Annotated in this window: 13 protein-coding genes; 11 read left to right on the top strand and 2 right to left on the bottom strand. The window is 64.9% G+C overall.

Features of this window, described 5'->3' with window-relative positions:
• The first annotated feature begins 20 nt into the window (after positions 1 to 20).
• From ACFFJ6_RS21235 to ACFFJ6_RS21215, 5 genes are all read left to right on the top strand, one after another.
• Positions 21 to 449: a PaaI family thioesterase gene (locus ACFFJ6_RS21235; protein ID WP_378392249.1), complete on the top strand. Its 429-nt coding sequence runs from the start codon at positions 21 to 23 to the stop codon at positions 447 to 449.
• 155 nt (positions 450 to 604) lie between these two features.
• Positions 605 to 1,069, top strand: a complete 465-nt coding sequence (gene rplM, locus ACFFJ6_RS21230; protein ID WP_378391562.1) for a 50S ribosomal protein L13 — start codon at positions 605 to 607, stop codon at positions 1,067 to 1,069.
• Between the two features lies 1 nt (position 1,070).
• Complete coding sequence (gene rpsI, locus ACFFJ6_RS21225; RefSeq protein WP_378391560.1) at positions 1,071 to 1,553, top strand: 30S ribosomal protein S9; 483 nt, start codon at positions 1,071 to 1,073, stop codon at positions 1,551 to 1,553.
• A gap of 243 nt (positions 1,554 to 1,796) precedes the next feature.
• Positions 1,797 to 3,032: a GGDEF domain-containing protein gene (locus ACFFJ6_RS21220; RefSeq protein WP_378391558.1), complete on the top strand. Its 1,236-nt coding sequence runs from the start codon at positions 1,797 to 1,799 to the stop codon at positions 3,030 to 3,032.
• Positions 3,033 to 3,167: 135 nt separating this feature from the next.
• The gene (locus ACFFJ6_RS21215) at positions 3,168 to 3,470 is read left to right on the top strand and encodes an antibiotic biosynthesis monooxygenase family protein (RefSeq protein ID WP_378391556.1); all 303 of its coding nucleotides are present in this window, start codon (positions 3,168 to 3,170) and stop codon (positions 3,468 to 3,470) included.
• On the opposite strand, the gene ACFFJ6_RS21210 is transcribed toward ACFFJ6_RS21215, so the two are convergent.
• Positions 3,454 to 4,632: an AI-2E family transporter gene (locus tag ACFFJ6_RS21210; RefSeq protein ID WP_378391554.1), complete on the bottom strand. Its 1,179-nt coding sequence runs from the start codon at positions 4,630 to 4,632 to the stop codon at positions 3,454 to 3,456. The genes ACFFJ6_RS21215 and ACFFJ6_RS21210 overlap by 17 nt on opposite strands.
• A gap of 246 nt (positions 4,633 to 4,878) precedes the next feature.
• Between ACFFJ6_RS21210 and ACFFJ6_RS21205 the strand changes: the two genes are divergently transcribed.
• Positions 4,879 to 5,826, top strand: coding sequence for a septal ring lytic transglycosylase RlpA family protein (locus ACFFJ6_RS21205; RefSeq protein WP_378391552.1), 948 nt, complete (start codon positions 4,879 to 4,881; stop codon positions 5,824 to 5,826).
• 35 nt (positions 5,827 to 5,861) lie between these two features.
• Here the strand turns inward: ACFFJ6_RS21205 and ACFFJ6_RS21200 are convergent, their stop codons facing one another.
• A complete protein-coding gene (locus ACFFJ6_RS21200; protein WP_378391550.1) occupies positions 5,862 to 6,809 on the bottom strand; it encodes an alpha/beta fold hydrolase in 948 nt (315 codons plus the stop codon).
• A gap of 162 nt (positions 6,810 to 6,971) precedes the next feature.
• On the opposite strand from ACFFJ6_RS21200, the gene ACFFJ6_RS21195 reads away from it, so the two are divergent.
• The 5 genes from ACFFJ6_RS21195 (at position 6,972) to ACFFJ6_RS21175 (ending at position 12,437) form a co-directional block, all read left to right on the top strand.
• A complete protein-coding gene (locus tag ACFFJ6_RS21195; RefSeq protein WP_378391548.1) occupies positions 6,972 to 8,228 on the top strand; it encodes a D-alanyl-D-alanine carboxypeptidase family protein in 1,257 nt (418 codons plus the stop codon).
• A 2-nt stretch (positions 8,229 to 8,230) separates the two neighbouring features.
• Positions 8,231 to 8,980 (top strand): dTMP kinase, encoded by a 750-nt coding sequence (tmk, locus tag ACFFJ6_RS21190; RefSeq protein WP_378391546.1) that lies wholly within the window; start codon positions 8,231 to 8,233, stop codon positions 8,978 to 8,980.
• Positions 8,977 to 10,017: a DNA polymerase III subunit delta' gene (locus ACFFJ6_RS21185; RefSeq protein WP_378391544.1), complete on the top strand. Its 1,041-nt coding sequence runs from the start codon at positions 8,977 to 8,979 to the stop codon at positions 10,015 to 10,017. Before tmk ends, ACFFJ6_RS21185 begins: the two co-directional genes overlap by 4 nt.
• 81 nt (positions 10,018 to 10,098) lie before the next feature.
• Positions 10,099 to 11,643: a methionine--tRNA ligase gene (gene metG, locus ACFFJ6_RS21180; protein ID WP_378391542.1), complete on the top strand. Its 1,545-nt coding sequence runs from the start codon at positions 10,099 to 10,101 to the stop codon at positions 11,641 to 11,643.
• A gap of 5 nt (positions 11,644 to 11,648) precedes the next feature.
• A complete protein-coding gene (locus tag ACFFJ6_RS21175; protein ID WP_378392247.1) occupies positions 11,649 to 12,437 on the top strand; it encodes a TatD family hydrolase in 789 nt (262 codons plus the stop codon).
• Positions 12,438 to 12,456 lie beyond the last annotated feature (19 nt).

The following is a 12,456-nucleotide window of genomic DNA, read 5'->3' as shown; positions in this document are numbered from 1 at the left end:
GAGAGCAGGGCGGGAACGACATGACACATGCGAGAATGAGCGTAGCCGAACTCGAAACGTTTTTGAATCGCGAGTTCCCGCAGGCGTTCAGCCATGGCGACATCGCGATTGAATCCGCGGATGGTCGCACGTCTCTGTTACGGCAACGCTACAGCGACCGCATGCTGCGCCCCGGCGGAACCGTCTCAGGGCCGACGCTGATGGCTCTGGCCGACTTCGCCATGTACGTGGTGCTGCTATCGGCCATCGGCCCGGTCGCACTGGCCGTCACCACCAATCTCAACATCAATTTCCTCCGCAAGGGCCAACCCGGGCAGGACGTGGTCGCGGTGGCGCGGCTGCTGAAGCTCGGCAAGCGGCTGGCCGTCGGGGAGGTGTCGCTGCTGTCGGGGACGTCGCCGGACCCGATTGCCCATGTCACGTCGACCTATTCCATTCCAATGACTTGATCTTTTTGAGGGTATTATAGCACCATATTTGCAACTAGCTGAAATGGTTAGATTATTCTGGACCAGCGGGGATTGACGACGGCCCGGGGGTTATCTACAAGCGCGCCAAGTCCGGTGCATCGCGCCGAATTTCCCCCTGTCATGGATCAATTCTCATGAAGACGTTTTCGGCCAAGCCCGCCGAAGTCACGAAGAAGTGGGTCATTATTGACGCCACTGGTCTCGTGGTCGGCCGGCTCGCCACGCTGGTCGCGATGCGGCTGCGCGGCAAGCATCTCCCGACTTACACGCCGCACGTCGATTGCGGCGACAATGTCATCATCATCAACGCCGCCAAGGTTGTGCTGACCGGTCGCAAGCGCGACAATAAGGTCTATTACCACCACACCGGCTTCATCGGCGGCATCAAGGAGCGCACTGCGAAGGCGATCCTCGAGGGTCGTTTCCCGGAGCGCGTCGTCGAGAAGGCGATCGAGCGTATGATCCCGCGTGGTCCGCTCGGCCGTGTCCAGATGGGCAATCTGCGCGTCTATCCTGGCGCCGAGCACCCGCACGAAGCTCAGCAGCCGGAGAAGGTCGACATCGCCGCGCTGAACCGCAAGAACACGAGGGCTGCATAAGATGTCCGAAACCATTCAGTCTCTCGATCAGCTCGGCGCGCTGAAGACCGCTGTCGCCGGCACGGACTCGCCGACCTACACCAAGAAGGTCGACAAGCAGGGCCGCGCCTACGCGACCGGCAAGCGCAAGGACGCGGTCGCACGCGTCTGGATCAAGCCGGGCGCCGGCAAGGTCACCGTCAATTCGCGTGAGGTCGAGGTCTACTTCGCCCGCCCGGTGTTGCGCATGATGATCCAGCAGCCGCTGGTCGCCGCGGCGCGTGCCGGTCAGTACGACGTGATCTGCACCGTCGCCGGCGGCGGCCTGTCCGGCCAGGCCGGTGCGGTTCGTCACGGCATCTCCAAGGCGCTCACCAATTTCGAGCCGGAGCTGCGCGGTGTTCTCAAGAAGGGCGGCTTCCTGACCCGCGACAGCCGCGTCGTCGAGCGTAAGAAGTACGGCAAGGCGAAGGCCCGCCGCTCCTTCCAGTTCTCGAAGCGCTGATCTTTCGCGTCATCGACTTTCTGCAAAGGGCGTCCTCCGGGACGCCCTTTTTGTTTGTGCCACGCTCGCCGACCGCTTCGCGAGCCGCCGTTACATTGCATTTTTGGAAATTTCGCCGTCAAAGCGAGGCTTTGCACACACGCGATTTCAACGCGGTGCAACGACATTGGAAAAGATACGGGGCACTTCCGCACATCCGTCGCGTTGCAGACTGCTCACTCGACTCGCCTGGAAATTCGCATCATGTCGCTTGATTTCTCGACGTTATTCCTGGTTGCGACGCTGATCTGCACGCTACTTGGGGGAATGCTGCTGTACTTCGGACGGCAGGAAAAAATCCGGGCGTTGAATTGGTGGGGCTGTGCCTATCTGCTCGGGGCCGCAGCGGTGGCGCAGTGGCAGTTTCTCAGTCCTTACGTCCCGGAGATCGTGGTGCTGTCGCTCGCCAGCGCCGGCTTCATCGCCTGCGGGATGGTATGGAATGCCGCGCGGGTCTTTCACGGGCTGAAGCCGAATTGGCCGGGACTCGTGCTCGGCGCGATCGCCTGGGCCGCGGCGGTCGTCAGCCTGCCGGAAGAGCTATCGTCGCTCCGCGTTGCAATCGGGGCCGGCCTGGTCGCGATCTACGCGGCGCTTACGGCGGGCCAGCTGTTCGCCGAGCGTCGCAAGACGATGAAGCGGCAATGGCCGGCGATGCTGGTGCCGCTGCTGCACGGCGCCGTTCTGATGCTGCCGATCATTCTGGCCGAGCTGCTGCCGACGCAGGGTATCGGCACCTCCAACAACATCTGGGTGCTGATCTTCGCGATCGAGCTCGTGCTGTACGCCGTCGGCACTGTGTTCGTGATCTTCATGCTGGTGTCGGAGCGCACCGTCCGCGCCCATAAGACCGCCGCATCGCTGGACCCGCTGACCGGATTGTTCAACCGCCGCGGCTTCTCGGAAGCGACCGCGCGGATGATCGAGCGCGAGGCCGAGGCGGGGCGCCCCGTGACCGTAATGATCTTCGATCTCGATCACTTCAAGTCGATCAACGACCGGTTCGGACATCCGGCCGGCGACGAGGTCATCAAGCTGTTCGCCGCCATCGTTTCGGGCTCGCTGCGCATGTCGGATTTGTGCGGCCGGATCGGCGGCGAGGAGTTCGCGGCGCTGTTGCCGTGCTCGATCGATGAGGCCATGACCGCCGCTGAGCGGGTCCGCGAGGCATTCGAGAATTGTGGCCTCGAAGTCGACGGCGCGCCGATCGCCACCACGGTCAGCATCGGCATCGCCGGCGGACCGGCGAATATCGAGCTGGAGGTGCTGCTCGCAGCCGCCGACACGGCGTTGTACCAAGCCAAGCGCGGCGGCCGGAACCGCGTGGTCGCGACGGTCGAAGAACCCCTGTCGCTGGAGCAGGGCCGTCGCCGGGCCGCACAGCGCCAGGAGCCGCGCCAGCAGGTGATCGCCCGCAATGCGATGAGCATCGGCGCGTAACGAGGCTTAAGGCCTCCCCCTCCGTTGCGAACAGCCACGACGGCCAAGTTGAGCCGTCGTCCACTCGTCCGCTTCAATTGCGGCGCGGGCTGCGATAAGGCTCTTGCCCTCAGACAACAGCGAGGGACGCCGCGCATGATCACCGAAATTGCACAGATCGACATCAAGCCGGGCAGCGAAGCCGATTTCGAAGCCGCCGTGGCCAAGGCGGGCGCCGCGTTCGGCCGCTCGAAGGGCTTCCACGGCTTCGAGCTGCATCGCTCGATCGAGAAGCCGCAGCGCTATCGGCTGATGGTGAAGTGGGAGACGCTGGAGAACCACACTGTGGATTTCCGGGGCTCCGAAAACTTCGCCGAATGGCGCGGCCTCGTCAGCGCTTTCTTCGCGGCGCCCCCGGAGGTCGAGCACACCAACACGGTCGTTACGATTCCGGGCTAGGCGCCAACACGATCGGCGGGGCGCTGGTCACGACGTCGGGCCCCGGACCTTCGGCACGGAGGTGATTGATCACCACCTTGCCGATTGCCATCAGCGGCAGCGCCATCGCCAGGCCCCACAGGCCGAACACGATGCCGAGCAGGATCTGCATCGCGAACAGCGTCGCCGGCGGGATGTCGATCGCTTGGCGCTGGATCAACGGAGTCAGGATGTAGCTTTCGAGCGCATGCACGCCGAGGAACAGCAGGAAGGCGCTCAGCACCGCAAACCAGCCCGATGCGATCGCCGCCAGCACGATGATCAGGCCGCCGAGGATCGCGCCCACTGTCGGGATGAACGCCAGCAGCCCGGCCTGGATGCCGAGGATGAAAGCACCCGGGATGCCGATCAGCGACAGCCCGGTCGCGGTCACGGCGAACACCACCGTCATGGTGATGAGCTGCGCCAGCAACCACCGCTTCAGCATCTCGCCAGTGTCTTTGACGATGGCGCTGGCTTGTGGTCGATAGCGCAACGGCGCGACGCGCTCGAGGCCGCGCCGATACACGTCCGGCTGCGCCGCGAAGGCGAGGCCGAGAAACAGCACGATGAAGAAGTTTCCGACGGCGCCGATGGTGCCGAGGATCAGCTTGAGCGTCTGACTGACGATCGCGCCGCCTCCTGAAGCGATTTCGCCGGCGCTCGGCAGGTTGCGCGGCTGCGGCGCCGGCTGTGACTCGGCAGCAGTGCTTCCGGCGTTGGCCGTGTTGGCGGCGTTGAGACCTGCGTTCAGCTCCATGAAGCTGGTGTCGACGCCCTGATGCTCCAGGAAGTTCTTCACGTTGACGATCTGCGTCTTGATGGTGCCGGACAGCGCCGTGGCCTGCTGGGCGATCGTGCTGCCACCCAGCACCGAGATGCCGACGAACATCGCAGCCAGCAGGAAGCACACCAGCGCCAGCCGCGCGCCATGTGGTCCGCCGACCGCCTTTCCGAGTAGCTCCGTCAGTGCGTTGAGAAACACACCGAACAGAATGCCGGCAAAGATCAGGAACAGCGTGCCGGCAAAATGCCACGAGGTATAGAGCAGGGCGCCGAACGCGACGGTGCTGATGCCGCCGATGGCGATCGCCCAGGCGAGATCGTTGCGAGCCTGGATCCGATCGAGAACTGGGATGGTCACGGACGATTCCTCTGATGAGCGCCTGAGCATTCCGTCAAATCGCCAGCGACGCAAGCGGGTGCGGGAGCCGCGCTGCGCCGCGGGCAGCAGAAGGCCTCCGTTAACCATGTGACGGGTCACCCCATTTTCGCCTTGATCGCTCTGCGATATGGTCACTGGTCGCTGCTGTTGTGGGCCGGTGGCGACGTCGTGGCTCGGGCAAGTCCGGAATGGGCGGCTTACCACGGTAATGATATTTGGGGATCTATGGGGATTCGCGAGCGAGATTCGTTTGGCCGGGCCGCGCGCGTCGTTGCCGCCGCTGGTGCGTGCTTGGCTCTCGCCAATTGCGCGCAGAACGGGGCCTTCAGCCGAGTCGATCCGAAATACGGCGTGTCGTCGAGTCCCCGGGTTGTCGGTCTGGGCGAGCCAGTGCCGAAGGGCGGCGGGACGTATCGGGTGGGCAAGCCTTACGTTGTTGCAGGCCGGGTCTACGTGCCCCAGGAAGACGTAAACTACCGCGCCGAGGGCTTGGCCTCCTGGTATGGCACCGACTTCCACGGCCGGCTGACTGCCAACGGCGAAGTGTTCGACATGGCGTCGCTGTCCGCCGCACATCCGACCCTTCCGATCCCGTCCTACGCGCGCGTCACCAATTTGAGCAATGGCCGTTCGCTGGTCGTGCGCATCAACGACCGCGGCCCGTATCACGGCAACCGGCTCATCGACGTTTCTAACAAAGCCGCAGAACTTCTTGAATTCAAACATAAAGGAACTGCACGCGTCCGCGTCGAATATGTCGGCCGCGCGCCGCTCGAAGGCTCCGACGACCGCCAGCTGATGGCGACGCTGCGCACCAACGAACCAGCCCCGGCGCCGTCGACGGTGCGGGTGGCGTCGGCGCGTCCGTTCGTGCCGGACATGCAAGGTGGCGGGATCGCGAGCCGTGCTATTCGCGGCGACGTTCCGATGCCCGAAGGCCGTCCTTATTCGCTGGGCAATACCTCAGCCGATGTAGCCTCGGTCAGCGCCACGTCCGAAATCTCGGCTTCGCGAAGCTCCCGCAACAACGGCCGCACGCTGGCTCGCAATACCCGTATGGTGTCGTACGACAGCGACGGCAACTATGCGTCCGCCGAACCGCGCGAGAGCGCGGCGCCGCAGCGCTCAGACGACCAGATCGGCAACCTGCTGTCGGCGCGCGGACTTTACTGAGCCAGTCCGCGACGCCTTTCGGGCGGTCGCGCCCGTCACGTCACCTGTTTCAGAAAGTCGATCAGCGCCGCATTGACCTCGGACGGCTTTTCCTGCTGGATCCAGTGGCCAGCGCCGTCGATGATCAGCTTGCGCTTCAGGTTCGGCAAGACACGGTCCATCGCGGCAAGATGCTTGCCGCTCATCTTGTCGGAGATCACAGGGTCATTGGCGCCGGCAATAAACAGCGATGGCTGATGGATCTGGGCGCCTTGCCACGGTGCGGTCAGATCCCAATTGCGGTCGATATTGCGGTACCAGTTTAAGCCGCCGCGGAAACCGCTCTTTTTGTACTGCTCGATGAAGTAGGCCAGTTCGGTCTCCCTCAACCAGTCCGGCAGCGGCAGCGTCGCCGCCGAGCGGCCGATAAAGCCGCGGCCCTCCGGAATGAACAGCGAGCGGCCTGGGTCGGCGAAACCGCCGCACAACATGCCGCGCACGGTGGCGGCGACGTCGCGCTCGAATTCGCTCTCGGCGATGCCGGGCTTCTGAAAGTACTGCCAATAGAAATTGGTGACGCCTGCCGCACTCAACTGTTCCAGCGGACGGCCTTTGCCGCGCCACGGTGGCGGCACGCTGAGTCCAGCGACCGCGGTGAAAAGGTCCGGACGGAACAGCGCCGCATGCCAGGCGACCGGCGCGCCCCAATCGTGGCCGATGATCACCGCACGGGTTTCCCCGAGTTCGGCGACGAGCGCGACCATGTCGCCGACCAGATCGAAAATGCTGTAGGCCTCGATCGGCTGCGGCGCGCTCGAGCGGCCGAAGCCGCGCATATCAGGAGCAACGACGCGAAAACCGGCATTCGCGATCGCACCGATCTGGTGGCGCCAGGAATAGGATAGCTCCGGCCAGCCGTGACAGAGCAGCACCAGCGGTCCTTGGCCCTGCTCGCGCAAGAACAATTCGATCCCGTTGACCGCGACGGTCCTCGTCGATTCCATGCCGTTTCCGCCCTGAATTGATTGGAGTTTATGTGGAAGCGCAGCGACGCTCACGATAGGATTGATCCCGCGTCACCACAATTGAAAACGGGCCGCGACATGCTGTCCGATCTCGATGCGAGAACGCACGTGTTGTTCGACATCGCTCCCGGAACTTGTCGCATGGCTTTGCTCACGTCGCTGTCCCGTCCTCGCTTGCGCCGCGCGTCATCGTGGCGCGCGCTGTTGGCCGGCGTGCTGGCGATGGCGATCGGCGCGGGTCCGGTGCTCGCCGCGAACCAGAGCGTTCAGGGCGCCAAGAAGGAAGAAGTCGTCGGCGGCTACGAGACCGAGGCGCCGAGCGCGATCCTGATCGACGCAGAGAGCGGCAGCGTGCTGTTCGAGAAGAACGCCGACGAGCTGCGGCCGCCGTCCAGCATGATGAAGCTGATGACGGTCGAACTCGTCTTCAGTCTCCTGGCGAAAGGCGAGATCAAGCTCACCGACGAATACAAGATCAGCGAATACGCCTGGCGGCGCGGCGGCGCGCCGGCCGGCAACTCGACGATGTTCGCGGAGATTCACAGCCGCGTCTCGGTCGACGATCTGCTGCACGGCGCGATCATCCAGAGCGGCAACGATTCCTGCATCGCCCTCGCCGAAGGGATCGCGGGCACCGAGCAGGCTTTCGTCGAGCGGATGACCAAGCGGGCCCGCGAACTCGGCCTGACGCAATCGAGCTTCGCCAACTCCAACGGCCTGCCGGATCCCGCCAACAAGATGAGCGTGCGCGAACTCGGGCGGCTCGCGCGTCACCTCATCCTGACCTACCCGGACTACTACAAGCTGTTCAGCGAGAAGGAATTCACCTGGAACAAGATCCGCCAGACAAATCGCAACCCGCTGCTTAATCTGATGCCCGGCGCCGACGGCCTCAAGACCGGCTACACCAAGGATGGCGGCTACGGTCTGGTCGGTTCGGCGGTGCAGAACGGCATGCGGCTGATCGTGGTGGTCAACGGCGTCGACGACATCGACGACCGCGCCACGGAGGCGAAGAAGCTGCTGGAATGGGGCTTCCGCAATTTCGAGTCGCGCGCGCTGTTCGCCTCCGATGCAACTGTCGGCTACGCGCGGGTGTTTGGCGGTGAGAAGCGCTATGTGCCGCTGACGCCGGCAGAGCCGGTGCGGGTGATGGTGCGTAAGAACGGGAGCGACAAGCTGATCGCGCGGATCGTCTATACGGGCCCCGTCGCGGCACCGGTCGAGCCCGGGCGCCGGATAGGTGTGGTGAGGGTGTGGCGCGGGCCGAATCTCGCGGTCGAAATCCCGCTGCAGGCCGCGGAGGCGAATCCGACAGGCTCGACGATGCGGCGCGCCATGGATGGCGCCAGCGAGTTGGTCATCGGAGTGTTTCGAGCCGGCATGGCAAAGCTCTGAGAATGGTTGAGCAAACCTCACAAACCGCTTCATCCCGCGGCCATTTCATCACCTTCGAGGGCGGCGAGGGGGCTGGCAAGTCGACGCAGATCAAGCTGCTCGCCGAACGTCTCGAGAAGTTGGGGCAGGCGACGCTGGTGACGCGGGAGCCGGGTGGCTCGCCCGGCGCAGAGATTATCCGGCACCTGCTGCTGTCGGGAATCGGTCGCCTGATCGGCGGCTCGGAAGCCGAGGCGTTGTTGTTCGCCGCTGCGCGCGATGACCATGTCCGTACGCTGATCGAACCGGCGCTGGCGCGCGGTGTCTGGGTGCTGTGCGATCGATTCTACGACTCGACCCGCGTGTACCAGGGCAAGCTCGGGGACGTCAGCCCGGCACTGCTCAACGCTTTGCAGGACGTGACGATAGGGGCGATGAAGCCGGACCTCACCGCGATCCTCGACATTCCGGTCGAGATTGGACTGAAGCGAGCCGCGGTCCGCCGCGGCAATGCGGCGCCCGACCGGTTCGAGGGCGAGAATGCCGACTTTCACCGCAAGCTGCGTAACGCCTATCGGCAGATCGCCATGGCCGAGCCGGAACGCTGCGTGCTGATCGATGCGGAAGGCGAGCCGAAGCTCGTCGCCGATCGGATCTGGCTGGCGGTGCAGGACCGGCTGCTCGGCTGGCCGCAGGCCAAGCCAAACAGCAAGCACAAGGGCAAGCCCGGTGCGAAGACAACCAAATCCAAGTCGAAAGCGCGATTGGCATGAGTTCGCGTAAAGGGACCGCTGAAATCGCCGCCAGACCGCCGCGCGAGACCACGGCACTATTCGGCCACGCCGCCGCCGAGCAGGCGTTGCTGGACGCCTATCGCAGCGGCCGGATTGCCCATGCCTGGCTGATCGGCGGCGCGCAGGGCATCGGCAAGGCGACCTTGGCCTACCGGATGGCGCGGTTCGTTCTCGCGCATCGCGATCCGCAGGCCGATGCGGTGCAGGGCGCTGCGACGCTGGCGCTCGATCCTGAGCATCCGGTGGTGCGCCACGTCGCCGCCGAAGCCCATGGCGGACTGCTGACGCTGGAGCGCTCCGTCAACGACAAGGGTGTGCTGCGCAACGTCATCACCGTCGACGAGTCGCGCGAGACAATTGGCTTTTTCGGCTCGACCGCCGCGGTCGAAGGATGGCGCGTCTGTATCGTCGATACCGTCGATGATCTCAACGCCTCCTCGGCCAATGCGCTGCTCAAGGTCATTGAGGAGCCGCCGCAGCGGTCGCTGTTTCTGCTGATCAGCAATTCGCCGGCGCGCGTGCTGCCGACCATCCTGTCACGCTGTCGCAAGCTGATGCTGCGGCCGCTGGCGACCGACGACGTGATCCGCGCCGCGGTGGCGGCAACGGACCTCGAGGCCGGTGATCCGAAGCTCGCCGATGCGGCTGCCGCGTCCGAGGGCAGCGTGTCGCGCGCGCTGACGCTGCTCGGCGGCGACGCGCTGACGCTGCACCAGAAGACGACCGCGCTGCTCGACAGCCTCCCCAATGTCGACCCGCGCGCGCTGCATGCGTTGGGCGAGGCGATCGGCGGTACCGATCGCGTCTCCCTGCAGGCCTTCGTCGACAGCATCGATCGCTGGGTCGCCGGCCGGCTGCGCACCGGCGACGCCAACGCGGAACTGCCGCGCCTTGCACGGTTGGCGGAGGTGTGGGAAAAGATCGGCCGCGCCGCGCGCGACACCGAAGCCTATAATCTCGAGCGCAAGCCGCTGGTTTTCTCGGTGTTCGGGCAGCTCGCGGAGGCGGTGCGCTGACGCCGTTTCGGCCGTGATCTGCCGGCTGATGGTCTTCGCCGCCGCTCTCAAACGATCGTTCATTGAAAGGCGTCCGCGCACATGGCGCAGCGAAAGTCATTCTACATCACCACGGCGATCTCCTATCCGAACGGCGCGCCGCATATCGGCCACGCCTACGAGGCGATCGCGACCGACGCGCTGGCTCGCTTCCAGCGGCTCGACGGCAAGGATGTGTTCTTCCTCACCGGCACCGACGAGCACGGCCTGAAGATGATCCAGACGGCGCAGAAGGAAGGTGTCGAGACGCACGTGCTCGCCTCCCGCAATGCCGGCCGCTTCCGCGACATGGACGACCGCTTCGGTATCTCCTACGACCGCTTCATCCGCACCTCGGAAGAGCAGCATCACCGCTCGGTCCAGGAAGTCTGGAAGCGGATGCAGGCGAACGGCGACATCTATCTCGACAGCTACGCCGGCTGGTACTCGGTCCGCGACGAAGCCTATTACGCCGAAGACGAGACCGTCGTCGGCGACGACCAGGTGCGCCGCGGTCCGCAGGGCACACCGGTCGAATGGGTCGAGGAGAAGAGCTACTTCTTCAAGCTGTCGGCCTATCAGGACAAGCTGCTGAAGCTCTACGAGGACCAGCCGGATTTCATCGGGCCCGACGCCCGCCGCAACGAGGTGATCAGTTTCGTCAAAGGCGGGCTGAAGGACCTGTCGGTGTCGCGCACCACGTTCGACTGGGGCGTCAAGGTGCCGGGTGATCCCGAGCACGTGATGTATGTCTGGGTCGACGCGCTGACCAACTACATCACCGGCGTCGGCTTCCCCGACGAGAGCGACGCCAACTGGCACTACTGGCCGGCCGACGTCCATGTCATCGGCAAGGACATCATCCGCTTCCACGCGGTGTATTGGCCGGCATTCCTGATGTCGGCCGGCATCCCGATCCAGAAGCGCGTCTACGCCCACGGCTTCCTGTTCAACAAGGGCGAGAAGATGTCGAAGTCGGTCGGCAATATCGTCGACCCGTTCAATCTCGCCGACCAATACGGCGTCGATCAGGTGCGCTACTTCTTCCTGCGCGAAGTGCCGTTCGGCTCGGACGGCAGCTACAATCACGAGGCGATCGTCAACCGCATCAACGCCGACCTCGCCAACGACCTCGGCAATCTGGCGCAGCGCTCGCTGACCATGGTGGCCAAGCAGTGCGACGCCCAAGTGCCGGCGCATGGCGAGTTCAGCGAGGCCGACAAGGCGATGCTGGCGATGGCCGACGGCATGATCGCGCAGGCGCGCAGCGCGATGGCGACGCAGCAGATCCATCAGGCGCTGAATGCGGTGTGGGCGGTGGTGGCGGAAGCCAATCGCTACTTCGCTGGCGAAGCGCCGTGGGCGCTCGCCAAGACCGATCCGGCGCGGCAGAAGACGGTGCTCTATGTCACCGCCGAAGTGCTGCGGCAGGTCGCGATCCTGGCCCAGCCGGCGATCCCGGCCTCGGCGGCCAAGCTGCTCGACATCCTCGGCGTCGCCGCGGATGCCCGCGACTTCGCGGCGCTGCCGACGCGGATCGTGCCCGGCACGAAGCTGCCGGCACCGGCGCCGATTTTCCCGCGCTATGTCGAGCCGGCGACTGACTGATGCCGATGCTGGTCGACAGCCACTGTCATCTCGACTTCCCCGACTTTGCCGACGATCTCGCCGGCATCGTCGCCCGCGCCGAGGCGAGCGGGGTGGGGCGGATGGTAACGATCTCGACGCGCGTGAAGCGGCTCCCCGACCTGCTGGCGATCGCCGAGCGATTTCCCAACGTGTACTGCTCCGTGGGCACCCATCCGCACCAGGCCGACGAGGAAGACGGCATCAGCGCCGATGAGCTGGTGAATCTGGCGCAGCATCCGAAAGTGGTCGCGTTCGGCGAGGCCGGGCTCGATTACTTCTACGAGCACGGCTCGCGCGACGCGCAGGAGCGGGGTTTTCGCGCCCACATCGCCGCCGCGCGTGAAACCGGGCTGCCGCTGGTGATCCACACCCGCGAGGCGGATGAAGACTGCGGCCGCATCCTCGAAGACGAGATGGCCAAGGGAGCTTTTCGCGCGGTGCTGCATTGCTACACCGGAGGCCGCGAGCTCGCCATGAAAGCCATCGATCTCGGTCTGCTGATCTCGTTCACCGGCATCTTGACGTTCAAGAAGTCTCAGGCGCTGCGCGATCTCGCTGCCGAGCTGCCGGCCGACCGCATCATGGTCGAGACCGACTCGCCGTATCTCGCCCCCGGCAAATATCGCGGGAAGCGCAACGAGCCGTCTTACGTCGTCGAAACCGCCAAGGTGCTCGCCGAAACGCGCGGTGTGACGCTGGACGAGATCGCACGGCAGACGACCGAGAACTTCTTCCGCCTGTTCGGCAAGGTCCCGGCGTCCGCCGCGGCCTGATCCACCCCGCGACGGAGGC

Origin of the sequence: Rhodopseudomonas telluris (assembly GCF_042432815.1) — a bacterium.
Classification (GTDB): domain Bacteria; phylum Pseudomonadota; class Alphaproteobacteria; order Rhizobiales; family Xanthobacteraceae; genus Rhodopseudomonas; species Rhodopseudomonas telluris.
This window is presented reverse-complemented; position numbering and strand designations above follow the sequence as displayed.

What these genes read in the sequence shown, in the direction of transcription:
- tmk (WP_378391546.1), top strand. Translation starts at nt 8,231, where the DNA reads ATGGTTGAGCAAACCTCACAAACCGCTTCATCCCGCGGCCATTTCATC.
- ACFFJ6_RS21175 (WP_378392247.1), top strand. Translation starts at nt 11,649, where the DNA reads ATGCTGGTCGACAGCCACTGTCATCTCGACTTCCCCGACTTTGCCGAC.
- ACFFJ6_RS21220 (WP_378391558.1), top strand. Translation starts at nt 1,797, where the DNA reads ATGTCGCTTGATTTCTCGACGTTATTCCTGGTTGCGACGCTGATCTGC.
- ACFFJ6_RS21215 (WP_378391556.1), top strand. Translation starts at nt 3,168, where the DNA reads ATGATCACCGAAATTGCACAGATCGACATCAAGCCGGGCAGCGAAGCC.
- ACFFJ6_RS21235 (WP_378392249.1), top strand. Translation starts at nt 21, where the DNA reads ATGACACATGCGAGAATGAGCGTAGCCGAACTCGAAACGTTTTTGAAT.
- ACFFJ6_RS21200 (WP_378391550.1), bottom strand. Translation starts at nt 6,809, where the DNA reads ATGGAATCGACGAGGACCGTCGCGGTCAACGGGATCGAATTGTTCTTG.
- ACFFJ6_RS21195 (WP_378391548.1), top strand. Translation starts at nt 6,972, where the DNA reads ATGGCTTTGCTCACGTCGCTGTCCCGTCCTCGCTTGCGCCGCGCGTCA.
- ACFFJ6_RS21205 (WP_378391552.1), top strand. Translation starts at nt 4,879, where the DNA reads ATGGGGATTCGCGAGCGAGATTCGTTTGGCCGGGCCGCGCGCGTCGTT.
- metG (WP_378391542.1), top strand. Translation starts at nt 10,099, where the DNA reads ATGGCGCAGCGAAAGTCATTCTACATCACCACGGCGATCTCCTATCCG.
- ACFFJ6_RS21185 (WP_378391544.1), top strand. Translation starts at nt 8,977, where the DNA reads ATGAGTTCGCGTAAAGGGACCGCTGAAATCGCCGCCAGACCGCCGCGC.
- rplM (WP_378391562.1), top strand. Translation starts at nt 605, where the DNA reads ATGAAGACGTTTTCGGCCAAGCCCGCCGAAGTCACGAAGAAGTGGGTC.
- rpsI (WP_378391560.1), top strand. Translation starts at nt 1,071, where the DNA reads ATGTCCGAAACCATTCAGTCTCTCGATCAGCTCGGCGCGCTGAAGACC.